Here is a 25,152-nt window from a genome sequence, read left to right on the forward strand (position 1 = left end):
ACCCCGGCCGCTGCTACATTCTGCCGCGGTAACCCATGACGGATAGCAGGCGCGGTCCCCTTCTGCTGATCCTGTTCGCCGCGCTGATGGCCGGCGCAGGCAACGGCATCACTCTGGTCGCCTTTCCGTGGCTGGTGTTGCAGCGCAACGGATCTGCCGTGGACGCTTCGATCGTCGCGATGGCGGGCACGTTGCCGTTGCTGATCGCCACGCTGATCGCGGGCGCCGCGGTCGACTATCTGGGCCGCCGGCGGGTGTCGATGATCTCCGACGCGTTGTCCGCCCTCTCGGTGGCGGCTGTGCCGGTACTGGCGCTGACATTCGGCGTGGACGCCGTCAACGTCGCGGTGCTCGCAGCGCTGGCTGCCCTGGGCGCCTTCTTCGACCCGGCCGGGATGACCGCGCGCGAGACGATGCTGCCGGAGGCCGCGACCCGCGCCGGGTGGACGCTGGACCGCGCGAACAGCGTCTACGAGGCGGTGTTCAACCTCGCCTACATCGTGGGACCGGGCGTCGGCGGCCTGCTCATCGCGACACTGGGCGGCATCAACACGATGTGGGTGACCGCGTCGGCGTTCGGGCTGTCGATCATGGCGATCGCCGCGTTGCGGTTGGAGGGAGCAGGCAAGCCCGATGGCGAGGCCCTGCCCGACGGGGTGGTGGCCGGCATCGTCGAGGGTCTGCGCTTCGTGTGGCGCAACAAGGTGCTGCGCACGCTCGCTGTCGTCGATCTGGCGGCGACCGGACTGTACATGCCGATGGAGAGCGTGCTGTTCCCGAAGTACTTCACCGACCGTGACGAACCCGCGCAACTCGGCTGGGTGCTGATGGCGTTGAGCGTCGGCGGTCTGGTGGGGGCGCTCGGCTACGCGGTGTCGTCGAAGTACGTGAACCGACGCGTCACCATGCTGGCCGCGGTGCTAACGCTCGGGCTGGCGATGACGGTCATCGCCTTCCTGCCGCCACTACCGGTCATCCTCGTGCTGTCCGCGGTCGTCGGCCTGGTCTACGGGCCGATCGCGCCGATCTACAACTACGTCATGCAGACGCGGGCACCGCGCCATCTGCGCGGCCGGGTGGTCGGGGTGATGGGATCGCTGGCCTACGCCGCGGGGCCGCTCGGGCTGGTCGTGGCGGGTCCGCTGGCCGACGCGGCGGGACTGCACGCGACGTTCCTGGCGCTGGCGCTGCCGATGCTGCTGCTCGGAATCGTCGCGGTGTTCCTGTCCGCGCTGCACGAACTCGACCGCCCGCTAACGGTTTAACCTGTCGGGCCCCTCCTGGCGATCGCGGCGAGCTCCTCGCGGGAGCTCACCCCTACCCGTTGGCAGGCGCGATAGATGTGGCCTTCGACGCTGCGCACCGACATCACCAGCCGGTTGGCGATCTCGCGGTTGGTCAGCCCGGCCACGACGAATTCGACGATCTCGCGCTGCCGACCGGTGAGCGGCTGGCTCGCCGGACTGCGCAGTGCGGGGGTGCAGAGCCCGCCGCAGGCGTCGCTGAGTTCTTTGGCGACCGCTGCGGCGTACAGTCCCCGCTTGCGCTGCTGATTGCCGGTGAAGGCGACCGCCGCCTGCGCAGCCGCGTCCGCAGCGGCGGCCCGGTCGCCGATCTCGCGGTAGTCGTCCGCAACCCGGAGCAGCTCCTCGCCGTCGTCGGCGCGCAGTGCTTCCGTATGTCGCGCAACGGCTTTGGCCAACGGGAGTCCGAGCTCATCGGCGAGATCCCGCACTCGTACGGCAGCCGATGAGTCACCCCACTGCGCGGCGGCCTGGAAGCAGGCCAGCTCGTGAGTCGGCTGATCGCGCTCCCGTGCCTGGGCGGCCGCCATGCGCACGGTCGTCACGGCGTCGGCCACGCATCCGTTGGCGGCCAGTGCCCAGCCGGTGGCGATGCTCAACGCGGTGTGCATGAACAGGTAGCCGGGCGGGACGCTGAGCCGTGCTTCGGCGATGGCGTCGTTGGCCGCTTCGGCTTCACCCAGCTTCGCGTGCGCCTCGGCCAGCGCGAAACACGTCGCCGGCCGCAAACCGGTTGTCACACCGTGGCGTTGGATACGGGCGCGGGTCTCGTGCAGCAACCGCGCGGCCTCGCGGACGTCGCCTCGCATGAGATCGGCGTGCGCCATCAGCGACGTCAAGTTGGCATAGGCGAGGCTGGGTATCTCGCCGGACGATTCGGCGAGGCGCTGCACCATCGCGACACACTCGCCGATGTGACCGGTCAACCGGCAGGCGCGGGCGTACACGCTGGCGAACCAGAAGCGCATGTGGGACGCCTGAAAGGACGTCATCGCGCGGTACAGCGCTGACTCCGCGATCGCGGTGAGTTCGTCGGCTCTGCCCAACGCACCCAGCGCCATCGTCAACGCAACCGACGCCATCATCGCGTCGAAGTCGGTGAGCAACCCGGATTCCAGTGCGGCAGAGGCCTTTTGCACCGCCATCGCGCAACGTGCCGACGCCGCGTCGACACACGCCTCCGCGGTCGAGCGGGCGGCACGTTCAGCCGCGGACTCAGGGTTGGCCGCCAACCCGGCCAGCACGTCGGATGCGTCGTCGATCCGGCCCAGCATCCAGAGCAGGTTGACCGCCCTCATCGTGGACCATTGGTGCGCGTTCTGCTCGCCGTCGGTCACGATGGCGCGCAGCACCTCCTCGGCCTGCTCGCCGCGCCCGAGCAGAACCAGGTTCAATGCGCGCACCCCCGCCGCGCCCGGTGCGCCGACCGCGTCGGCGGCCGTCGCGAACCGGTCGGCGAGGTCGAGGTCCAACAGCGTCATGGCGTGCTGCGCGGCCTGTAGACACAGGTGCGGGTCCGGCGCCAGGTCGGACTCGAGGGCGAGCAGGCCCCGGCGCACTGTCGCCTGCGGATCGGCGTCGTCATCTCGAGCGAGCCGTTCGGCCAGCCTGCCGCGTAGTTTCGACAGGTATATCTCCCCCGCGCTCGCGCGGCGCAGTTCGCCGAACAACGGGTGAGCCAGTCGGGCCACCAGGTGACCGCCGCTTCTCTCGACGGTCACCAGTCGCAGCTGCTCGGCAGCTTCCAGGCCGGCGCGGTCGCCCAGATCGCACAACGCGTCGACGGCAAGCGGTTCACACTGCGAGAGGGTGTCGACGACCAGCGCAACGTCAGGTGTCAGTTGGCGCAGTTGACGGCCCACCATGTCACTCATGTTCTGCGACACGGCGACGCCGCCGTCCCACATCCACACGCCCGCGGTCACCCGGATCCGGCCGGCCTCGATCTGATCTGCGACCAACTGGCGCAGGAACAGCGCGTTGCCACCGGTCAGCTTCCAGAACCGCTGCACGGTGCGCGCGTCGACCGGACCCCCGAGGGTCTCCTCGATCACCGTGCGGGTCGCGTCGACCGAGAGCGGGGCGAGGTCGAGACGGGCGAGCAACCCGTCCTTCCACAGTGCGGTGATCGCGTCCGGTTCGTCGGCGCCCGAGCGAAGGGTGACGAGGAGTCGAGACGCCCGGCTCTGCGCCAACTGATGCACGACGTGCGCCGACAACGGGTCGAGCAGGTGCGCATCGTCGATCGCCAGCACTGAGCGGCCCCGGCGTTGTTGCGCGACAAGGGAACTGATGAGTTGCCGGACATTCGGCAGCGGGTCGGCGCTGCTGTCGTTGATCACCGTGGTGAACGCCCCGAGCGGAAGGGCGCGCGCCGACTCGGTGCCGACGATCCACGTCGTGCGTTCGCCCGCGTTCTCGGCGAGCCGCAGCACCTCACGCGCGAGCCGGGTCTTGCCCACCCCCGCGGCGCCGACGATGACGACGCCGGACGTCGTGCCGCCCCCGCTGAGCGCGCGACGAATCATCGCCAGTTCGCCGTCACGTCCCGCCAGCGGATCCCCGCTGATCACGGCGGAAAATATAACCCGCGGTGCCCACCCCTGCGCCAACTTCTGCAGGTCTGGGCCCATCTACGATTGACGGGTGGCTTCCACGCTCGCCGACCTCGCCGCCGAACTGCCCGAGGGTTCCGTCGTCACCGATTCCGACATCCTCGGTTCGTACCGGCACGACCGGACCTTCGACCCGGACGCGGGCACTCCGCTCGCCGTGGTCCGACCGCGGACGACGCAGGACGTGCAGGCCGTGCTGCGCTGGGCCAGCGCGCACAAGGTTCCGGTGGTGCCACGCGGTATGGGTACCGGGTTGTCCGGTGGGGCGTCGGCGCTCGACGGCGCCCTCGTGCTGACCACCGAGAAGATGCGCGACATCACCGTCGACCCGGTGACCCGCACCGCCGTCGTGCAGCCGGGGCTGCTCAACTCGGAGGTCAAGAAGGCGGTTGCCGAGTTCGGCCTGTGGTACCCGCCGGACCCGTCGTCGTTCGAGATCTGCAGCATCGGTGGCAACGTCGCCACCAACGCCGGCGGACTGTGCTGCGTGAAATACGGTGTGACAACCGATTACGTGCTCGGACTGCAGGTCGTCCTCGCCGACGGCACGGCGGTGCGCCTCGGCGGCCCACGGCTCAAGGACGTCGCCGGCCTGCCGCTGACCAAGTTGTTCGTCGGCAGCGAGGGCACGCTCGGAGTCGTCACCGAAGCGACGTTGAAACTGCTGCCCGCGCAGTCGGCGGCGTGCACGGTGGTCGCGAGCTTCGACTCGGTGGAATCGGCCGCCATGGCCGTCGTCGCGATCACGGCGAAGATCCGGCCGTCGATGCTCGAGTTCATGGACTCAGCGGCCATCAACGCCGTCGAGGACAAGTTGAAGATGGGCCTGGACCGCAGTGCCGCCGCGATGATGGTGGCCGCCTCCGACGACCGCGGCCCCTCCGGCGCCGAGGACGCCCGCTTCATGGCCGAGGTGTTCGCCGAGCACGGCGCCAAAGAGGTGTTCGAGACGTCCGACCCCGACGAGGGCGAGGCGTTCGTCGCCGCCCGCCGGTTCTGCATTCCCGCCGTCGAGCTGAAGGGCTCGCTGCTGTTGGAGGACGTCGGAGTTCCGTTGCCCGCGTTGGCCAACCTCGTCGGCGGCGTCGCGAAGATCGCGATGAACCACGACCTGCTGATCTCGGTGATCGCGCACGCCGGCGACGGCAACACGCATCCGCTGATCGTCTACGATCCCGCCGACCCGGCGATGACCGAACGCGCTCACCGCGCGTTCGGCGAGATCATGGACCTGGCGGTGAGCCTCGGCGGCACGATCACCGGCGAGCACGGCGTCGGCCGACTGAAACGACCATGGCTGGCCGGCCAGATCGGACCTGAGGCGATGGAACTCAATCGGCGGATCAAGCAGGCGCTCGACCCGGACAACATCCTGAACCCGGGCGCGGCGTTCTGACAGGTCCTCACCTCGAGACCGACGTAATGGCTGCAAATGGCCTCGACTCGCGACCAATCCGTCGGTTTCGAGGTCAATGCTATTGACACGACCCTGCTATCTGTCGTACCAATGAGACATGACAGCTACTCTGTCTCATAGCACGCCGGTCCGCTTCCAGCTCGCCGACGCCGACACCTGGGCCGACCCGTACCCGATGTACCAGGCGCTGCGCGACCATGATCCCGTCCACCACGTGGTGCCGCAGGACAAGCCGGATCACGACTACTTCGTGATGTCGCGCCACGCCGACATCTGGGCCGCCGCCCGGGACCACGAGACGTTCTCGTCGGCGCAGGGGCTGACGGTCAACTACGGCGAGCTCGAGCTGATCGGCCTGGCCGACAACCCGCCGATGGTCATGCAGGATCCCCCGGTGCACACCGAGTTCCGCAAGCTGGTTTCGCGCGGCTTCACCCCGAGGCAGGTGGAGGCGGTCGAGCCCAAGGTGCGCGAGTACGTCGTCGAACGCATCGAACGCATCCGCGCGAACGGTGGCGGGGACATCGTCGCGGAGTTGTTCAAACCCCTGCCGTCGATGGTGGTCGCGCACTACCTCGGCGTGCCGGAGGCCGACCGCGACCAGTTCGACGGCTGGACCGACGCGATCGTCGCCGCCAACACCGCAGACGGTGGCATCGGCGGCGCGCTGGAGACCCTCGGCGACAAACTGGGCGAGATGATGGCCTACTTCACCGCGCTGATCGAACGCCGCAGGGTGGAGCCGGAGGACGACACGGTCTCGCACCTGGTGGCCGCGGGCGTCGGCGCAGACGGGGACATCGCCGGGGTGCTGTCGATCCTCGCGTTCACGTTCACCATGGTCACCGGCGGCAACGACACCACCACCGGCATGCTCGGTGGCTCGGTTCAACTGCTGCACGAGCGGCCCGACCAGCGCCGGCTGCTCACCGAAAACCCCGCTCTGATACCGGATTCCGTCGACGAGTTCCTGCGCATGACGTCACCGGTGCAGGGGCTGGCCCGCACCGTCACCCGGGACGTGACGGTGGCGGACACCACGATCCCGGCCGGCAGACGGGTGTTGTTCCTCTACGGGTCGGCCAACCGCGACGAACGCCAGTTCGGGGACGACGCCGCGGAACTCGACGTGACCCGCAGACCGCGCAACATCCTGACGTTCAGTCACGGCGCGCACCACTGCCTCGGCGCCGCGGCGGCGAGGATGCAGTCGCGTGTCGCGCTGACCGAACTGCTGACCCGAATCCCCGACTTCGAGGTGGATGAGGGCGGAATCGTCTGGGCCGGTGGCAGTTACGTGCGCCGGCCGCTGTCCGTGCCGTTCACGGTGATCCGCTGATGGCCGGCGACTGGCTGGCCGCGCGCCGCACCGAGGTGGCCGCGGACCGCATCCTCGACGCGGCAGGCGAACTGTTCGCCCGCAAGGAGGCCGCGACCGTCGGCATGCACGAAATCGCTTCGGCCGCAGGTTGTTCCCGCGCCACCCTCTATCGGTACTTCGAGAACCGCGACGCGTTGTACACCGCGTATGTGCACCGGGAGAGCTATCGGCTGTACAGCGAGATGACCGAACAGATCAACGCGCTGACCGACCCACGGGAACGGCTGATCGAGGGCATGCTGGCCTCGTTGCGCAATGTTCGCGAAAGCCCCGCTCTCGCATCGTGGTTCGCGACCACCCAGCGGCCGATCGGCGCGGAGATGGCCGAGGAGTCCGAGGTGATCAAGGCGCTCACCGAGGCATTCGTCATCTCGCTGGGGCCCGACGACCCGGAGCTGGTGGCACACCGGGCGCGTTGGCTGGTGCGCGTGATGACCTCGCTGATGCTGTTTCCCGGTCACGACGAGGAGGACGAGCGGTCGATGCTCGAGGAGTTCGTCGTGCCGATCGTGCTGCCCAGCCGGCAGGCCACCGGTTAGCTCACGCGACCCAGTACGCCTGCGCCTTGATCGACTTCTTCGAGATCTTGTAGTCCTCGCGCAGGACCTTGGCGACGGCGCGGGTGGTGCGGTTGTCGCACGCCACCCAGCCGAACTGATCGGATGCGTCGAACGCGGCGGCGGCCACCGCTTCCACCAGTGCCTCGCCGGCGTTCTTGCGGTCCACCCACACGACGTCGGTGCTACGCGCCACCGGAAGCTGCTTGTCGTCTTCGTGGCCGGCCTCCAAGAAGACCCGCGCCGGGTGATCGCCGATCGCGGTCAGCAGCGAGTTGATGGCCGGCAGCGATGCGGTGTCGCCGACGATGACGTAGCCGGCAGGCGACGGTTCGGGCAGCGTGAAGTTGCTGCCCAGCACCGTGACCTCGATGGTGTCGCCGGGCTGCGCGGTCTGCGCCCAGTGCGACGCGATGCCGTCGTGCAGCGCGAACTCGATGTCGACGGTGTCGGCCGCCGGGTCCGGATCGACCAGCGTGTAACCGCGCTGATGCAGCTTGTCGCCGTCGGCGAACCACATCCGGATCCACATCGTCGGGTGCAGTGCAGCACCCTCGAGCATGCCGCCCGCGCTGAAACTCAGCCGCAGATAGTGCGGACTGATCTCACGCTTGCCCGTCACCGTCAGCGTGTAGTCGCCTGCGCGCAACAGCTTGAGCACCGCACCCTGGAAGCCGCGGGTTGGCTTCTTGTCGGACATCACTGGCCCTCCGTATCGCCGATAGTCGGTTAGGCTACCCTAACGCGGCGTCGGCGTACGGCGCTCCGGGTGCTTAGCTGGTTGATTGCCGGCACCACATGCGTGCGATCAACCAGTTAGCGCGGGCAGTCAGGCGTTTCGCACCCGGGTGAACCGGTGCAGCAGCCACGCCAGCGGCACGGTGACGACGAAGGTCACGAGAAACAGCATGACGACCGAGCCGGTGTAGATCGGATAGCGCAAGATCTCCACCATCACCAGCTCCATCGTGACGAGATGGATCAGGAAGATCTCGTAGGAGATCTCGCCGAGCCACACCATCGGCCGGGTGGACAGCAGCCGGGCATAGAGACCGCGATCGCCGAGTGCGAGCGGCGCGACGGCCAGCGTGGCGATCACCGCGTAGAAGAACGCCTTCGCCAATGCTTCACGCAACTCGCTGGGCGACGTGGTGGGTTCCCCCGCGATCGGTGTCGACACGATGAAATAGCACGCCACCGCCAGCGGGATACACGCCAGTGCATACGCCCGCACGCCCAGCGGCTGCAGCGCGGCCAGGATCATCCCGCCGATGAACCAGGCGAGATATGAAGGCAACCACAGCCGCGCACCGTCGGGCAGGAAATCGGTGGTGTGCACCAGGATCAGCCACGCGGGCGTGAGCAGCGCGAGCCCCAGCAGGCCGGCCAGCAACAGGACCGGCCGCCACCGCCGTCGGCACAGCGCCACGAGCAGCAGCCAGGCCAAGAGCGGCAGCACAACGTAGAACGCGACTTCGACCGCCAGGCTCCACATCTGTGTCAAGCCTTGATGCAGAAACGAATACAGGTAGTTGTCGGTGTAGATCTGGGTCAGCGTGAGGTTGCGGAACAGCCCTTCCCAGGTATGCCCAGGATTCGGCCCTGCGGTGCGGAAGTGGTAGACGAGGTAGGCCACCAGCACGGTCACCACGTAGGCCGGCATGATGCGGCGCACGCGATGCCAGGCGTACCGGCGCACCGAGGGCGGCGCTGACCCCGCCGCAGAAGACTTCACCCACGGCGCGAACAGCAGAAAACCGCTGAGCACGAAGAAGATCGGCACGCCGATCTCCATCCGCGAGTAGACCAGTCCGACATAGCCTTTCGGGTACATGCCGACCGTGTAGGCGGCGTGGGTGGCCATCACCAACAACGCTGCGACGGCGCGGATCCCGGTGAGCGAGGAGACACGTTCGGGCTTGCCCACGGATTCGAGGCCGCCCTGGGCGTCCAGTCCGCGCGACAGGGTCATCTCTGCTTGCGCCGGCCTTTGTCCGGCGGGCGATCGGGCTGCAGGTTGATCTTCACGCCGGAGATACGGGTGTTCTCAAGGGCTTTGAGTGTCTGGCGGGACAGCTTGGCGGGCAGTTCGACCAGGGAGAAGTCCGGACGGATGGTGATGTGGCCGAAGTCGCTGCGGTGCAGGCCGCCCTCGTTGGCGATGGCGCCGACGATATGGCCGGGGCCGACCTTGTGCCGCTTGCCCACCGAGATCCGATAGGTGGTCAGACCCTCGCGCGGTTTGCGTTCGAACTTGTCGCGGCGGGGCCGGTCCTCGCGCTCGCGGCGCTTCTCCGGCGGCGGTTCGACCATGAAGAACTCTTCGCCGTCGCGGGACTGCGCGGCCAGCGCCGCGGCGATGTCGGCCATCGGCACGTCATGGTCGCGCTCGTAGTCGGTGATCATGCTGCGGAACACGTCGATACCCGGAGCGTTGAGCGCGTCGGTGATCGAGTCGCGGAACTTGGAAACCCGTTGCGCGTTGACGTCCTCGACGGTCGGCAAGTCGGCCTCGACCAGCTTCGAGCGGGTGGCCTTCTCGATCGCCTTGAGCAGGTGGCGCTCTCGCGGCGTGACGAACAGCAGCGCCGAACCCGAGCGGCCCGCGCGACCGGTGCGCCCGATGCGGTGCACGTAGGACTCGGTGTCATGCGGGATGTCGTAGTTCACCACATGCGATATGCGCTCGACGTCAAGCCCGCGGGCGGCCACATCCGTGGCGATCAGGACGTCGATGCTGCCGTCGCGCAATGCCGCGATCGTGCGCTCGCGCTGCGCCTGCGGGATGTCGCCGTTGATGGCCGCCGCGGCGAAGCCGCGTGCCTTGAGCCGTTCGGCGACCTCCTCGGTGGCCTGCTTGGTGCGGACGAACACGATCATCGCGTCGCCCTCCTCCACCTCGAGCACCCGCGTCAGCGCGTCCATCTTCCGGGCGCCCGCCACCTGGATGTAGCGCTGCGAGATGTTCTCGGCCGTGGCCGTTTTCGCCTTGACGGTGACCTCGACCGGGTCGTGCAGGTACTTGCTGGTGATCTTGCGGATAGCCGGCGGCATCGTCGCCGAGAACAACGCCACCTGCTTGTATTCGGGCGTGTCGGCGAGGATGCGTTCGACTTCCTCGGCGAAGCCCATCTGCAGCATCTCGTCGGCTTCGTCGAGAACCAGATAGTCGAGGTGGGACAGATCGAGTCGGCCCTTCTCCAGGTGGTCGATCACCCGGCCGGGGGTGCCGACGACCACCTGGGCGCCGCGCTTGAGACCGGCCAGCTGCGGTCCGTAGGAGGAGCCGCCGTAGATCGGCAGCACGTTGACCTGCGGCAGATGGGCGCCGTACCGCCCGAACGCCTCGGCCACCTGCAACGCCAGCTCGCGGGTGGGCGCCAGCACGAGCGCCTGGGTGGCCCGGCTGTCGGTGTCGATCTTGGACAGGATCGGGATCGCGAACGCCGCGGTCTTGCCCGTCCCGGTCTGGGCCAGGCCGACCACATCGGAGCCGGCCAGCATCGCCGGAATCGTGGCTGCCTGGATGGCCGATGGCGTCTCGTAGCCGACGTCGGCGACGGCCCGCAGCACCGAAGGGTGAATCTGCAGGTCATCAAAGGTGAGATCGGCGCTGGGCGGGCCCGGCTCGGAAGACGTCATCGCTACCGGAGTCTAGTGCCCGCGACGTGTCCGATTCGCCACTCGGTGTGTCGGCGCGACCTGTCCGACGCGGTTTGCAAGGGTGGCTCGGGTGACGCGCACGGTTCAGTTCCTCCTCCTCGTCGCTGCGGCGGCGACGCTGTCGATGCTCGCCGCAGGCTGCGGGGCCGGCGACTCGACCGTCTCCAAGACGCCGGACGCTTCGGTGAGTTCCGCTGCGGCTGCGCCGCCACTACAACCGGCCGCACCTGCCGCCCCTGCGGGCCCCAAGCCGAGTCCTACGGCGGCCGACGATCCGTGCGCGGTCGACCTCGCCGCGCCGGAGATCGCCAAGGCCGTGTCGCAATTGCCGCCCGACCCGCGCAGCGGTCAAGGCTGGAACCCCGAGCCGCTGGCCGGTAACTACAACCAGTGCGCGCCCCTGTCGGTCGTCATCGTCAAGGCCAACACCAACGCCGACCACGCCAACACCCGGGCGGTGATGTTCCATCTCGGCAAGTTCATCCCGAGCGGCGTTCCGGACACCTACGGGTTCAACGGCGTCGACAACGCGGTGACCGCCGGCGACACGGTGGCGCTGCGCTACTCCAACGGCGTGCCCGGCCTCGACAGCGTCGTGAGGTTCCGCTGGAACGGCAACGGTGTCGAGCTGATCGGGAACACCGCCCGCTGACACCGGCGACGTGTCGGTGGTGTCACTTACAGTGGCACCGTGTTCGTGGGGGACGGCCAGGTCATCTACAGCGCATCCGATCTCGCAGCGGCGGCGCGCTGCGAGTACGCGCTCCTGCGGTCCTTCGACGCGCAACTGGGCCGCGGCCCAGCCGTCGCGGTGGAGGACGAACTGCTCGCGCGCACGGCACAACTCGGCGGTGAGCACGAGCAGCGCCACCTCGACGCGCTCCGGGAACAAAGAGACGTCGCGATCATCGGCCGGCCGCCGTACACCGTCGCCGGTCTGACCGCGGCCGCCGACCAGACCCGCAGGGCCGTAGGGCGCCGGGCACCGGTGATCTACCAGGCCGCGATGTTCGATGGCCGGTTCCTCGGGTTCGCCGACTTCCTCCTGCTCGAACAGTCCGAGGACGGTGAGCGCTACCGCCTGCGCGACACCAAGCTCGCTCGCTCGGTCAAGGTCGAGGCACTGCTGCAACTCGCCGCATACGCCGACACGCTGGCCCGCGCGGGAGTCCCGGTCGCCGACGAGGTCGAGTTGGTGCTGGGCGACGGCGCCACCGCCCGGTACAGGGTCGACGAACTGCTCCCGGTCTACCGACCGCGACGTGCGGCGCTGCAGGAACTGCTCGACCGTCATCTCGCCGGTGGCTCGGCCGTGTCGTGGGAGGACGAGGAGATCCGCGCGTGCTTCCGATGCCCGGAGTGCACGATCCAGGTCCGCGCACACGATGACCTGCTGCTCGTCGCGGGGATGCGCACCACTCAACGCGCACGTCTCATCGACGCCGGCATCACGACCGTCGCCGAGCTCGCCGGCCACGACGGCGACGTCCCCGAACTGGTGCCACGCACCCTGGATTCGCTCCGGGCCCAGGCACGATTGCAGATCGCGCCGCGCGTGGACGGCAAGCCGCCCTATGAGGTAGCCGATCCGCAGCCCCTGATGGTGCTGCCCGAACCCGATCGCGGCGACTTGTTCTTCGACTTCGAAGGCGACCCGCTGTGGACGGACGACGGCCGCGAGTGGGGGCTGGAGTATCTGTTCGGGGTGCTCGACACGGCAGACGGCTTCCACCCGTTGTGGGCGCACAACCGCACGGACGAACGTCATGCGTTGCGTGGCTTCCTCAAGTTCGTCCGCAACCGCCGCAAGCGTTACCCGAACATGCACATCTACCACTACGCCGCCTACGAGAAGACGGCGCTGCTACGGCTGGCCGGGCGCTACGGGGTCGGCGAGGACGAGGTCGACGACCTGCTGCGCTGCGGTGTGCTCGTCGATCTCTACCCGTTGGTGCGCAAGAGCATTCGGGTCGGCACCGAGAACTACAGCCTCAAGTCGCTCGAGCCGCTGTACATGGGCGGCCAGTTGCGCACCGGGGACGTCACCACCGCGACCGACTCCATCAACCAGTACGCGAAGTACTGCGAGTTGCTGGGATCGGGACGCGACGACGAAGCCGCCGTCGTGCTCAAGGAGATCGAGGAGTACAACCGCTACGACTGCACGTCGACACGCAAACTGCGCGACTGGCTGATCTGCCGGGCGATCGACAGCGAAGTGCCGCCGGTCGGTGCGCAACCCGTCACGGACGGGACGGCCGTCGCCGCCGACGATGCGCTGGCGCGCCGACTGGCCAAGTTCGTCGGCGACGAGCCCGCCGAGCGATCGCCCGAACAGGCCGCGGTGGCGATGATCTCGGCGGCACTCGGCTACCACCGCCGGGAGGACAAGCCGTACTGGTGGGGTCACTTCGACCGGTTGAACAACCCGGTCGAGGAGTGGTCGGACAACACCGACGTCTTCCTCGCCGAGAAGGCGGTGGTCGAAACCGACTGGCACACACCGCCGAAGGCCCGCAAACCGCAGCGGTGGGTACGGCTGTTCGGCAGTATCGCCGCCGGCGACCTCAGCAGGAACATGTACGCGCTCTACGAACCGCCGTCCCCGGCCGGGCTCGGAGATGACCCACAGCGCAGAGCGTTCGGTTCGGTGACTGTGCTCGGATGTGACGACGCGACCGCACCGACGAGTGTTCTCGTCGCCGAGCGAGAACCCAAGGAGGGCGGAACATTCGAGCAGGTGCCGTTCGCGTTGACGCCCGGGCCGCCGGTGCCGACCGGGCCGCTGCGCGCTTCGATCGAAGCGACGGCAGAACTGATAGCCGACGGACTCCCCCGCTTACCCGCCACCGCGGTCGTCGACGTCCTGCTGCGGCGCCCGCCGCGGACCCGCAGTGGCGGGCCGCTGCCGCGCAGCGGTGACATGGCCGAGGCGATCACCGCCGCCCTGCTCGAGCTGGATTCGTCGTACATCGCGGTGCACGGACCGCCCGGGACGGGCAAGACGTTCACCGCCGCGGCGATCATCGCCCGCCTGGTCAACGAATACCGTTGGCGCATAGGCGTAGTCGCGCAGTCTCACTCGGTCGTGGAGAACCTGTTCCGCGATGTGATCGCTGCGGGGGTCGAGGCGTCGGTGGTGGCCAAGAAGAAGCACGGCACCAACCCGTGTTGGCAGGAGATCGACGAGAAGGAGTATGCGACCTTCGTCAGCGGCGAGCACGGTCTTGTACTGGGCGGAACGGCGTGGGACTTCGCCAATTCGGCCCGCGTACCGCGCGGCAGCCTCGACCTGCTGGTCATCGAGGAAGCCGGCCAGTACAGTCTCGCCAACACCATCGCCGTGGCCCCGGCAGCGAAAAACATTCTGTTGCTTGGTGATCCGCAACAACTCCCTCAGGTCAGCCAGGGTACTCATCCTGAGCCGGTCGACTGCTCGGCACTGGGTTGGCTGGTCGACGGCCGTCACACCCTGCCCGCTGAGCTCGGCTATTTCCTCGACCTGTCCTTCCGCATGCATCCCGAGGTCTGCTCGGCGGTGTCGCGACTGTCCTACGACCGTCGGTTGCACTCGGTGGTCGATGTCGCCGGGACACGCATGCTTGCCGGTCAGTCGCCCGGCGTCCGGACGCTGCTCGTCGACCACGACGGCAACGCGACGGACAGCCCGGAGGAAGCCGACGCGATCGTCGCCGAGATCAACCGGCTCCTCGGTTCGACCTGGACGGACGAACGGGGCACCCGGCGGCTGACCCAGGACGACGTGCTCGTCGTCACCCCGTACAACGCGCAGGTGGTGCTGCTGCGGCGGCATCTCGACGACGCGGGGCTGTCCGACGTGCGCGCGGGAACCGTCGACAAGTTCCAGGGCCAGCAGGCACCGGTGGTGTTCATCTCGATGACCGCGTCGTCGATCGACGACGTACCGCGCGGAATCTCGTTCCTGCTCAACAGGAACCGGTTGAATGTGGCGGTCAGCCGAGCGAAGTTCCTCAGCGTGATCGTGCGCTCGCCGCTGCTGACCGAATACCTGCCGTCCACACCGGCGGGTCTCGTCGATCTGGGGGCGTTTCTGTCACTCGCGCCGTGTGATACACCCTCCTGATGAGCTTGACCATCCGGCTGTCAGAGATCGTCGGGGGCGCCTACGTCAGCACCGATCCCGATGTACTGGCCGGGCGCAGCGTCGACCACACGGGCCGGTACCGCGGCCGCGCCAGCGCTCTGGTGCGGCCCGGCTCGGCCGACGAGGTCGCCGCCGTGCTGCGGGCGTGCCGGACGGCGCAGGCTTGCGTCACCGTGCAGGGTGGTCGCACATCGCTGGTCGCCGGGACGGTGCCCGAACACGACGACGTACTGCTGTCCACCGAACGGCTGCGCGACGTCGGCGAGGTCGACGTCGCCGAGCGGCGAATCCTGGTGGGCGCCGGCGTGCCCCTCGCCGAAGTGCAGCGCGCCGCCGCCGGGCACGGCCTGGTGTTCGGTGTCGACCTCGCCGCGCGCGACACCGCAACGGTCGGCGGCATGGCGTCGACCAACGCGGGCGGTCTGCGCACCGTGCGCTACGGCAACATGGGCGAGCAGGTGATCGGTCTGGACGTCGCACTGCCCGACGGCACCGTCGTGCACCGCCACAGCCGGGTGCGCATGGACAACACCGGCTACGACCTGGCGTCGCTGTTCGTCGGCGCCGAGGGCACGTTGGGAGTCATCACCGCGCTGGATCTGCGGCTGCACCCCGCACCGCGACGGCGGGTGACCGCGATCTGCGGGTTCGCCGGCCTCGACCCGCTCATCGCCGCGGGCCGCGTCTTCCGCGACCTGGACGGCATCGCCGCGCTGGAGTTGATCGACGCGCGCGCCAGCGCGCTGACCGCGCAACACGCCGGGGTGCCCGCAGCGGTCGAGGGCGCGTGGCAACTGCTCGTCGAGCTGGCCGGCGACACCGACCAGACCGAGCGGCTGGCCGAAGCGATAGAGGCGGCCGAACTGTGCGGGGAGCCGGCGGTCGGCGTCGACCTGGCCGCCCAGCAGCGGCTGTGGCAGGTGCGCGAGGCCATCGCGGAGGTGCTCGGCGTGTACGGTCCACCGCTGAAATTCGACGTGTCGCTGCCTCTTTCATCGATCGCAGCATTCGCCACGGAGGCCGCCGACCTTGTCGCCGTCCATGCACCCGAAGCGATCCCGGTGCTGTTCGGCCACATCGGCGAGGGGAACCTGCATCTGAACCTCGTGCGGTGCGTCCTCGATCCCGAGTCCGAGCACGCGCTCTACTCGGCGATGATGCGGCTGATCGCGGGCCTCGGCGGCAACGTCAGCTCCGAACACGGCGTCGGCAGCCGCAAACGCGACTACGTCGGAATGTCACGCACCGACGCGGACATCGCCGCGATGCGAACCGTGAAAGCGGCGTTCGACCCGACCGGTTACCTCAACCCCGCGGTGCTCTTCGGCTGATGGTCACCGCGGTCGCTCGTGCGGCGGCGCCGGCGGCGTGTCGGCGAGCAGGTGCTCGAGGATCGCGCGCCAGGAGTCCTGTTCGGACTCCGGTGGTGTGCCCGCCGGCTCGGTCGCCGACCGCGCGGGCTCGGGCTCGTCCCAGTCGATGGTGTACTCGAGATAGTCGTCATCGTCGTCGGCGAACGCCTCGTCGCCGCCGTACTCGACGGCCAGGACGTCGGCGGTGCCGTCGTCGTCGGTCAGTGGCCGGCGCGCGTAGCCGAGCAGGAACAGTGCGGCGAGCACACCGAACAGCGCCACGAACGCGGGCAGCAGCACCGCCTGTGACATCGCTGCAGCGAACGGTGCATGCAGGAACGGCGGCAGTTGCGTCACCTCAGCGCCGCCTGGAGTGGAACCGCTTGTCGATAAAGGCATTTCGGAGTTGACTCGCCACGTCATGAACGCCGCCATGCTGGCGCTGCCCAGCACCGCGCCGACCTGGCGGGTGGCGTTGTAGACGCCGGATCCTGCCCCGGCCAGCGACAGTGGCAGGTTTCGGGTCGCGGTCGCGGCCAGCGGCGACCACACGAACGCCATGCCGATACCGATTGCGGTCATCGGCAGCACCAACCGCCAGATGGCAGTCGTCGGCGTCATCTCGATCGACAGCCAGGTCGTGCCGATCGCCAGCATCGAGAAACCGAAGCCGACCACCGGGCGAGGGTGCCACCGATCGACGATCCGCCCGACGAACGGTGCGAGTATCCCGGTGGCAACCGCCATCGGCGCCGTCAGCAGCGCCGACCGGGTGGGCGTGAGCCCGCACACCGCCTGGGCGTAGAACATGACCGGCACGATCACCCCGGTCGCGACGAACCCGATCGTCGCCACGCCGAGGTTCGCCAGCGAGAAGTCGCGGTCCCGGAACACCACCAGCGGCAGCAGCGGGTCATTGCGGTTGACCGCCTGCCAGAACAGGAATCCGGCCATGACTCCGACACCGAGCGCCATCAACCCCCACACCCAGTGCGTCCACTCGTGCGCGTGGCCCTCCTGCAGCGCGAACACGATCAGGAACATCCCGACCGCCGAGAGCACCACCCCCGGCAGGTCGAGCCGTTGCTCGTGCCTCGGCAAGTCGGGCAGCAGTCGCATCGCCACCGCCACGCCCAGCACACCGATGGGCACGTTGACGAAGAAGATCCACTGCCAGCCCAGGGCGTCGACCAGGATTCCGCCGCCCAACGGGCCGACCAGCGTCGCGACCCCGGCCGTCGCGCCCCACACGCTCATCGCCACCCCGCGCCGCTCGGCGGGAAAGATCCGGGTCACGGTCGACAGGGTCTGAGGAGTCAGCAGCGCCGCGCCCACCCCCTGGACGACGCGCGCGGCGATCAGCATGCCGATCGTGTCGGACAGCCCGCACCACAGCGAGGCGACCGTGAACACGCTCAGCCCGAGAACATAGAGGTTTTTCGGGCCGAACCGGTCACCCAGGCGGCCCGCCACCAGCAGAGGCACCGCGTACGCGAGCAGGTAGGCGCTGGTGACCCACAGGACCGCGTCGTAGCTCGCGTCGAACCGGGCCATGATCGACGGATTGGCGACAGCGACGATGGTCGCGTCGACCAGGATCATGAAGAAGCCGACCATCATCGCCCACAGCGCATGCCATGGGTTCGTGGCGGCGTCCTGCCGCGAGATGAAGTTTGAGAACATTCGGACTCGACTAGTGATCGGCGATCCCGCCGACGCTACCGACCGTCAGGCCGGTTCGGGCACGACGTCATCGATGGCGCCGCGTTCGGACTCGTTCGCGCGCTCGGCCGGTACACCGGCCCCGTCCCCTCTGCGGAGCGTCAGGGCGAGCGCGAACAACGCGATCACCATACCCACCGTCATCACCAGCGCCAGCGCGAACTCGTCGTTGCCGAGAGCACCCACCAGTGGGGCGACCGCTGCACCCACCCCGAACTGGGCGGCACCGAGTAGAGCGGCCGCCGTTCCCGCCGCCTCGTTGTGCCGGGACAGCGCGACCGCCGGGGCGTTGGGCAGCACGAGACCCATCGCGGCCAACACCACCCACACCGGGAGCACGAACCCCAGCAGGCCGCCTGTCCGTGCGACGGCCAGACCGACGAAGACCGCGCCGCCGACGCAGGCCACCACCAGGGCCCACAGCGCGATCGCCTGCGGTGAGAAGCGGCGCAACAGCACGACGTTGAACTGCGTCGCACCGATCAGCGCGACGGCGCCGGCCGCGAAGACCAGCGCGAACGCCTGCTGATCGAGCCCGTAGCCACCCTGCAGCACGAACGGCGCACCCGCGATGTAGGCGAACAGGCCGGACATGCCCAACGCCGCGACGAGAACCAGCACCACGAACTTCGGGTCGCACAGCAGACCGACGTAGGTCTTGGCGATGCCGCGCACTTCGAGCGGACGGCGGTGCGCGGCCGGCAGCGTCTCAGGCAGCGCAAGCGCCGCCACCAGCAGCAGCGCGGCCGCGATGACGACGAGCGCGGCGAACACCCAGTGCCAGGAGCTCTTCAGCAGCACCGCGGCGCCCAGCGACGGCGCCACGATCGGCGCCACACCGAGCACGAGCATCAGCCGCGACATCATCGTGGCCGCGGCCGTGCCGGAGAACAGGTCGCCGACGACCGCGATGGCGACGACCATCGCGGCGGCGGCGCCCATGCCCTGCAGCCCGCGGGCGACCCCGAGCACCTCGATGTTCGGCGCGAACAGGCAAAGCAGCGACGCCAGCATGTGCAGCACGATGCCCGCCATCAACGGCCGGCGCCGGCCCAGCGAGTCCGACAGCGGCCCGACGACCAGTTGGCCGAGCGCCAGCCCGGCGAGCGTTCCGGTGAGCGTCAGCTGCGCGACCGACGACGACACCCCGAGCTCTTCGGCGATGCGCGGCAGCGCGGGCAGGTACATGTCGATGGTCAGCGGGCCCAGCGCAACCATGACGCCCAGCACGAGGATCATCCGGATGCGGCTCGGCGTCTCACCCCCCTGGCCAGAGGTAGTCGTCGCGTCCACAACCGGTGATGTTGCCATGAGAATGGTTAGCGTCGCTTCTCAATATTTTCTTCCCGTCGGCGCAGATGGTGAGCGCGATCACCGTCGGGCACCCGAGGGCAACCGCCGTTCGTTGGCAAGGCATCAGAAGGCACTAGCCTGAAGACCAGTCGTTCGGACAGGAGGCTCACATGCGTGCCCGGTCAAAGGCCAAGAGTCGCTTGCCCGCTGTCGACCCGGGAGTCGACGCCGGCCTCGCCGACGATCCGACCGTCGCGGCCAAGGTGCTCTCTCGGATCATCGAACGCGGCGCTCGCGTGCAGGGCCCCGCTGTGACGGCCTACGTGGACCGCCTCCGAAAGCAGAGTCCCGACGCGTCGCCCGCCGCCATCGTCGGCAAGCTGGAGAAGCACTATCTCGCGGCGGTGATGGCCAGCGGTGCGGCAGTCGGGTCGGCAGCGGCATTCCCCGGCCTCGGGACGCTGGCGGCGATGTCCGCGGTCGCCGGTGAGACGGTGGTCTTCCTCGAAGCGACGGCGCTGTACGTGCTGGCCGTCGCCGAGGTGCACGGCATTCCGGCCGAGCACCGCGAACGGCGTCGCGCCCTGGTGCTGGCGGTGCTGGTCGGCGAGGACAGCAAGCGCGCGATCGCGGAGCTGATCGGCCCGGGCCGCACCAGGGGTGCATGGCTGGCCGACGGCGCGGCGACGCTGCCGCTGCCCGCGGTGTCCCAGCTGAACTCGCGGCTGCTGAAGTACTTCGTCAAGCGCTACACCCTCAGACGAGGCGCCATCGCGTTCGGCAAGCTGCTGCCGGTGGGTATCGGCGCCGTCGTCGGCGGCGTGGGAAATCGCCTGATGGGCAAGCGCATCGTGGCCAACGCGCGCAAGGCGTTCGGCAACCCACCGCCGCGGTGGCCGGCGGCACTGCACGTACTGCCGGCACCGCTCGACTGACCGCCGCAGGTGTTCACCCGGCCGTTGTCGTGGTCTGGGCGTTGCTTCAGCGATAGCCTTTAGGCGGCGGGATGCGGGGTAACCGTACAGAACCTGACGAGCGCATGAGACGCGCTCGCGCGAAGCGAAGGAATCGAGGCGAGTAGCTACCGTGAGCTCACCTTCACCATTCGGACAGAACGAGTGGTTGGTCGAGGAGATGTATCGCAAGTTCCGCGAGGATCCCTCGTCGGTGGATCCCAGTTGGCACGAATTCCTCGTCGACTACTCCCCTGAGCCGACCTCCGAGAGCCAGTCCGGTAGCGGCAACGGTCAGCGTGCCGCGGCGCCGGTGAGCCCGCCCGAACCCGCGCCCGCTCCGGCACCGAAGCAGACCGGCCGCGACGGCGCGGCGCCGGCGAAGCAGACCAAGTCGGAGAGCAAGGCATCCGAGAACAAGTCGTCCGCACCCGCCAAGTCCGAGAAGAGCGCCCCGGACAAGAGCCAGGACAAGCCGAAGGCGTCCGGGGCGAGTGAGGCCAAGAAGGAATCGAAAGGTTCGAAGGACTCCAAGGAATCGAAGGAATCCAAGGATTCCAAAGAGTCCAAGGAGTCCGGCGAGGCCAAGGATTCCGGCGGCGGCGAAGAGCGGCAGGTGCTGCGCGGCGCGGCCGCGGCGGTGGTCAAGAACATGGCGGCGTCGCTGGACGTGCCGACCGCGACCAGTGTCCGCGCGATACCGGCGAAGTTGATGATCGACAACCGGATCGTCATCAACAACCACCTGAAGCGGACCCGCGGCGGGAAGATCTCGTTCACCCACCTCATCGGTTACGCGGTCGTGCAGGCGGTCAAGAAGTTCCCCAACATGAACCGTCACTTCGCCGAGGTCGACGGCAAGCCGAACGCGGTGACCCCCGAGCACGTCAACCTCGGGCTCGCGATCGACCTGCAGGGCAAGGACGGCAACCGGCAACTGGTCGTGGCCGGCATCAAGGGCGCCGAGGCCATGTCGTTCGGCCAGTTCATCGCGGCGTACGAGGACATCGTGCGGCGCGCCCGCGACGGCAAGCTCACCGCCCAGGACTTCGGCGGCGTGACGATCTCGCTGACCAACCCCGGCACCATCGGGACCGTGCATTCCGTGCCACGGCTGATGCGCGGGCAGGGCGCAATCATCGGCGTCGGCGCGATGGAGTATCCGGCCGAGTTCCAGGGGGCGAGCGAAGAGCGCATCGCCGAACTGGGTGTCGGCAAGCTGGTCACGCTGACGTCGACCTACGACCACCGGATCATCCAGGGCGCCGAGTCCGGCGACTTCCTGCGCACCGTGCACCAGCTGTTGCTCGACGACGACTTCTTCGACGAGACGTTCCGTGAGCTCGGCATCCCCTACGAGCCGGTGCGGTGGCGGACCGACAACCCGGACTCGATCGAGGACAAGAACGCGCGCGTCATCGAGTTGATCGCCGCCTACCGCAACCGCGGTCACCTGATGGCCGACATCGACCCGCTGCGGCTGGACAAGAACCGGTTCCGCAGCCATCCCGACCTCGATGTGCTCACCCACGGGCTGACACTGTGGGACCTGGACCGCGAGTTCAAGGTCGGCGGCTTCGCCGGCGCTCAACAGAAGAAGCTGCGCGACGTGCTCGGCCTGCTGCGCGACTCGTACTGCCGCCACATCGGCGTCGAGTACACGCACATCCTCGAACCCGAACAGCAGCAGTGGCTGCAGGACCGGATCGAGAAGAAGCACGAGAAGCCGACGGTCGCCGAGCAGAAGTACATCTTGAGCAAGCTCAACGCCGCCGAGGCGTTCGAGACCTTCCTGCAGACCAAATACGTTGGCCAGAAACGCTTCTCGCTGGAAGGCGCCGAGACCGTCATTCCGACCATGGACGCGGTGATCGACCAGTGCGCCGAGCACGCGCTCGACGAGGTCGTGATCGCCATGCCGCACCGCGGCCGGCTCAACGTGCTGGCCAACATCGTCGGCAAGCCGTACTCGCAGATCTTCACCGAGTTCGAGGGCAACCTGAACCCGTCGCAGGCGCACGGTTCCGGCGACGTGAAGTACCACCTCGGCGCGTCGGGCAAGTTCCTACAGATGTTCGGCGACAACGACATCGACGTGTCGCTAGTGGCCAATCCGTCGCACCTCGAGGCCGTCGACCCGGTACTGGAAGGTCTGGTGCGCGCCAAGCAGGACCTGCTCGACGACGACGAGCACGACAGCGAGAGCGCCGGGACGTTCAGCGTCGTGCCGCTGATGCTGCATGGCGACGCCGCCTTCGCCGGACAGGGCGTGGTCGCCGAGACGCTGAACCTTGCGCTGCTGCGGGGTTACCGCACCGGCGGGACGATCCACATCATCGTGAACAACCAGATCGGTTTCACGACATCGCCTTTCGACGCCAAGTCGTCGGAGTACTGCACCGACGTCGCCAAGATGATCGGCGCGCCGATCTTCCACGTCAACGGCGACGACCCAGAGGCTGCGGCGTGGGTGGCGCGCCTCGCCGTCGACTTCCGGCAGAAGTTCAAGAAGGACGTCGTCATCGACATGCTGTGCTACCGCCGCCGCGGGCACAACGAGGGCGACGACCCGTCGATGACGCAGCCGGCCATGTACGACGCGATCGACGTCAAACGCGGGGTGCGCAAGAGCTACACCGAAGCGCTGATCGGCCGCGGTGACATCTCGATGAAAGAGGCCGAGGACGCCCTGCGCGACTATCAGGGCCAGTTGGAGAGGGTCTTCAACGAGGTCCGCGAACTCGAGAAGCACGAGATCGCGCCCAGCTCCTCCGTCGAGGCCGACCAGATGGTGCCCGCAGGCACGAACACCGCGGTGGACAAGTCGCTGCTGGCCCGCATCGGCGACGCGCATCTGGCGTTGCCCGAAGGCTTCAACGTGCATCCGCGGGTCAAACCGGTGCTGGAGAAGCGCCGTGAGATGGCCTACGAGGGCAAGGTGGACTGGGCCTTCGCCGAGCTGCTGGCGCTCGGTTCGCTGATCGCCGAGGGCAAGACGGTGCGGCTGTCGGGGCAGGACACTCGGCGCGGCACGTTCACCCAGCGTCACTCGGTGATCATCGACCGCAAGACGGGCCGGGAGTTCACCCCGCTCGATCTGCTCACCGTCGACAAGGACGGCGCTCCGACGGGCGGCCGGTTCATGGTCTACGACTCGCCGCTGTCGGAGTTCGCAGCCGTCGGCTTCGAGTACGGCTACTCGGTGGGTAACCCCGACGCGCTGGTGCTGTGGGAGGCGCAGTTCGGCGACTTCATCAACGGCGCGCAGTCGATCATCGACGAGTTCATCAGCTCCGGCGAGGCCAAGTGGGGCCAGCTCTCCGACGTCGTGCTGCTGTTGCCGCACGGGCACGAGGGCCAGGGGCCGGACCACACGTCGGGTCGCATCGAGCGGTTCCTGCTGCTGTGGGCCGAGGGCTCGATGACCATCGCGATGCCCTCGACGCCGGCCAACTACTTCCATCTGCTGCGCCGACACGCCCTGGACGGGATCCACCGGCCGCTGATCGTGTTCACGCCGAAGTCGATGCTGCGAAACAAGGCCGCTGTCAGCGACATTCGTGACTTCACCGAGCAGAAGTTCCGGTCGGTGATCGAGGAGCCGACCTACACCGACGGCGAAGGCGACCGCAGCAAGGCGAAGCGCATGTTGCTGACGAGCGGCAAGATCTACTACGAGCTGGCCGCGCGCAAGGACAAGGAGAAGCGCGACGACGTGGCGATCGTGCGGGTGGAACAGCTCGCGCCGCTGCCGCGGCGCCGCCTGGCCGAGACGCTGGACCGCTATCCCAACATCGAGCAGTACTTCTGGGTGCAGGAGGAGCCGGCGAACCAGGGCGCGTGGCCGACGTTCGGGCTGACCCTGCCGGAGGTGCTGCCGGAGAAGCTGTCGGGTATCACGCGCATCTCGCGGCGGGCGATGTCGGCGCCGTCGTCGGGCTCGTCGAAGGTGCATGCCGTCGAGCAGCAGGAGATCATCGACGAGGCATTCGGCTAGGCCTTGTGGCGCGGACCCTTACCTGGTTCTTTGCCCGCACCCCGTGAATGGGATCAACCCGTTAACGGGCGGACCGGCGGTACCGGCTAGCCTCGACGAGTCAACTGAGGCAAGGGAGTGGTTATGCAGGGCTTCGCCGGAAAGGTCGCCGTGGTGACCGGCGCCGGCTCGGGCATCGGGCAGGCGCTGGCGATCGAACTGGCCAAGTCGGGCGCCAGTGTGGCGATCAGCGACGTCAACACCGAGGGATTGGCCGAAACCGAGGAGCGGCTCAAGGCCATCGGAGCGCCGGTGAAGGCGGACCGTCTCGACGTGACCGAGCGCGAGGCCTTCGAGTTGTACGCCGAGTCGGTGGTCGAGTACTTCGGCAAGGTGAACCAGATCTACAACAACGCGGGCATCGCGTACGTGGGCGACGTCGAGATCACGCCGTTCAAGGACTTCGAGCGGGTGATGGACGTCGATTACTGGGGCGTCGTCAACGGCACCAAGGTGTTCCTGCCGCACCTGATCGCATCCGGCGACGGTCACGTCGTCAACGTCTCGAGCCTGTTCGGCATCTTCTCGATTCCCGGCCAGGCGGCGTACAACTCGGCGAAGTTCGCGGTCCGCGGGTTCACCGAGGCACTGCGCCAGGAGATGAAGGCCGCGCGTCACCCGGTGAAGGTGACGACCGTGCATCCCGGCGGCATCAAGACCGCGATCATGCGCAACTCGACTGCCGCCGAAGGCGTTGACCGAGAAGGCCTTACGCGCACGTTCGACAAGATGC

At 68.2% G+C, this 25,152-nt stretch carries 16 protein-coding genes; 10 read left to right on the forward strand and 6 right to left on the reverse strand.

Features of this window, described 5'->3' with window-relative positions; translation table 11 throughout:
- Nucleotides 1-35: 35 nt before the first annotated feature.
- Entirely contained in the window at nt 36-1,265 is a 1,230-nt protein-coding gene (locus A5663_RS02610; RefSeq protein WP_068143596.1) for an MFS transporter, read from the forward strand.
- On the opposite strand, the gene A5663_RS02615 is transcribed toward A5663_RS02610, so the two are convergent.
- The gene (locus tag A5663_RS02615) at nt 1,262-3,877 is read right to left on the reverse strand and encodes an AAA family ATPase (protein WP_068143598.1); all 2,616 of its coding nucleotides are present in this window, start codon (nt 3,875-3,877) and stop codon (nt 1,262-1,264) included. The two genes, A5663_RS02610 and A5663_RS02615, sit on opposite strands and share 4 nt — an antisense overlap.
- Nucleotides 3,878-3,950: 73 nt before the next feature.
- Between A5663_RS02615 and A5663_RS02620 the strand changes: the two genes are divergently transcribed.
- From A5663_RS02620 to A5663_RS02630, 3 genes are all read left to right on the forward strand, one after another.
- Nucleotides 3,951-5,315, forward strand: a complete 1,365-nt coding sequence (locus A5663_RS02620; protein ID WP_068143600.1) for an FAD-binding oxidoreductase — start codon at nt 3,951-3,953, stop codon at nt 5,313-5,315.
- 118 nt (nt 5,316-5,433) lie between these two features.
- Nucleotides 5,434-6,675, forward strand: coding sequence for a cytochrome P450 (locus A5663_RS02625; RefSeq protein ID WP_068143602.1), 1,242 nt, complete (start codon nt 5,434-5,436; stop codon nt 6,673-6,675).
- On the forward strand, nt 6,675-7,256 hold the full coding sequence (locus A5663_RS02630; RefSeq protein WP_068143604.1) for a TetR/AcrR family transcriptional regulator: 582 nt from the start codon (nt 6,675-6,677) through the stop codon (nt 7,254-7,256). The genes A5663_RS02625 and A5663_RS02630 overlap by 1 nt, the downstream gene beginning before the upstream one ends.
- 1 nt (nt 7,257) lies before the next feature.
- On the opposite strand, the gene A5663_RS02635 is transcribed toward A5663_RS02630, so the two are convergent.
- The 3 genes from A5663_RS02635 to A5663_RS02645 all read right to left on the reverse strand — a co-directional run bounded on the left by A5663_RS02635 (nt 7,258) and on the right by A5663_RS02645 (nt 10,916).
- Complete coding sequence (locus A5663_RS02635; protein ID WP_068143606.1) at nt 7,258-7,974, reverse strand: siderophore-interacting protein; 717 nt, start codon at nt 7,972-7,974, stop codon at nt 7,258-7,260.
- A 129-nt stretch (nt 7,975-8,103) separates the two neighbouring features.
- Entirely contained in the window at nt 8,104-9,246 is a 1,143-nt protein-coding gene (locus A5663_RS02640; protein ID WP_068143607.1) for an acyltransferase, read from the reverse strand.
- Nucleotides 9,243-10,916 carry a DEAD/DEAH box helicase gene (locus A5663_RS02645; RefSeq protein ID WP_068143609.1) on the reverse strand — a complete coding sequence of 558 codons (1,674 nt, stop codon included), beginning with the start codon at nt 10,914-10,916 and terminating at the stop codon, nt 9,243-9,245. The genes A5663_RS02640 and A5663_RS02645 overlap by 4 nt, the downstream gene beginning before the upstream one ends.
- A gap of 145 nt (nt 10,917-11,061) precedes the next feature.
- Between A5663_RS02645 and A5663_RS02650 the strand changes: the two genes are divergently transcribed.
- The 3 genes from A5663_RS02650 to A5663_RS02660 are packed head-to-tail and all read left to right on the forward strand — an operon-like array spanning nt 11,062 to nt 16,394.
- A complete protein-coding gene (locus A5663_RS02650; RefSeq protein ID WP_068143624.1) occupies nt 11,062-11,589 on the forward strand; it encodes an LppP/LprE family lipoprotein in 528 nt (175 codons plus the stop codon).
- Nucleotides 11,590-11,628: 39 nt separating this feature from the next.
- Complete coding sequence (locus tag A5663_RS02655; protein ID WP_068143611.1) at nt 11,629-15,042, forward strand: TM0106 family RecB-like putative nuclease; 3,414 nt, start codon at nt 11,629-11,631, stop codon at nt 15,040-15,042.
- The gene (locus A5663_RS02660; RefSeq protein WP_068143613.1) at nt 15,042-16,394 is read left to right on the forward strand and encodes an FAD-binding oxidoreductase; all 1,353 of its coding nucleotides are present in this window, start codon (nt 15,042-15,044) and stop codon (nt 16,392-16,394) included. Before A5663_RS02655 ends, A5663_RS02660 begins: the two co-directional genes overlap by 1 nt.
- 3 nt (nt 16,395-16,397) lie before the next feature.
- Here the strand turns inward: A5663_RS02660 and A5663_RS02665 are convergent, their stop codons facing one another.
- Together A5663_RS02665 and A5663_RS02670 are read right to left on the reverse strand one after the other, a co-directional pair.
- Nucleotides 16,398-18,098: an MFS transporter gene (locus A5663_RS02665; RefSeq protein ID WP_082973899.1), complete on the reverse strand. Its 1,701-nt coding sequence runs from the start codon at nt 18,096-18,098 to the stop codon at nt 16,398-16,400.
- Nucleotides 18,099-18,143: 45 nt separating this feature from the next.
- Nucleotides 18,144-19,448, reverse strand: coding sequence for a multidrug effflux MFS transporter (locus A5663_RS02670; protein ID WP_082973900.1), 1,305 nt, complete (start codon nt 19,446-19,448; stop codon nt 18,144-18,146).
- 152 nt (nt 19,449-19,600) lie between these two features.
- Between A5663_RS02670 and A5663_RS02675 the strand changes: the two genes are divergently transcribed.
- From A5663_RS02675 to A5663_RS02685, 3 genes are all read left to right on the forward strand, one after another.
- Nucleotides 19,601-20,365 (forward strand): hypothetical protein, encoded by a 765-nt coding sequence (locus tag A5663_RS02675; protein WP_068143617.1) that lies wholly within the window; start codon nt 19,601-19,603, stop codon nt 20,363-20,365.
- 199 nt (nt 20,366-20,564) lie between these two features.
- Nucleotides 20,565-24,380: a multifunctional oxoglutarate decarboxylase/oxoglutarate dehydrogenase thiamine pyrophosphate-binding subunit/dihydrolipoyllysine-residue succinyltransferase subunit gene (locus A5663_RS02680; protein WP_231976658.1), complete on the forward strand. Its 3,816-nt coding sequence runs from the start codon at nt 20,565-20,567 to the stop codon at nt 24,378-24,380.
- A gap of 123 nt (nt 24,381-24,503) precedes the next feature.
- The coding region (locus A5663_RS02685) for an SDR family oxidoreductase (RefSeq protein WP_068143622.1) at nt 24,504-25,152 on the forward strand (649 nt) is incomplete at its 3' end.

Origin of the sequence: Mycobacterium sp. E740 (assembly GCF_001672895.1) — a bacterium.
Taxonomy (GTDB): domain Bacteria; phylum Actinomycetota; class Actinomycetes; order Mycobacteriales; family Mycobacteriaceae; genus Mycobacterium.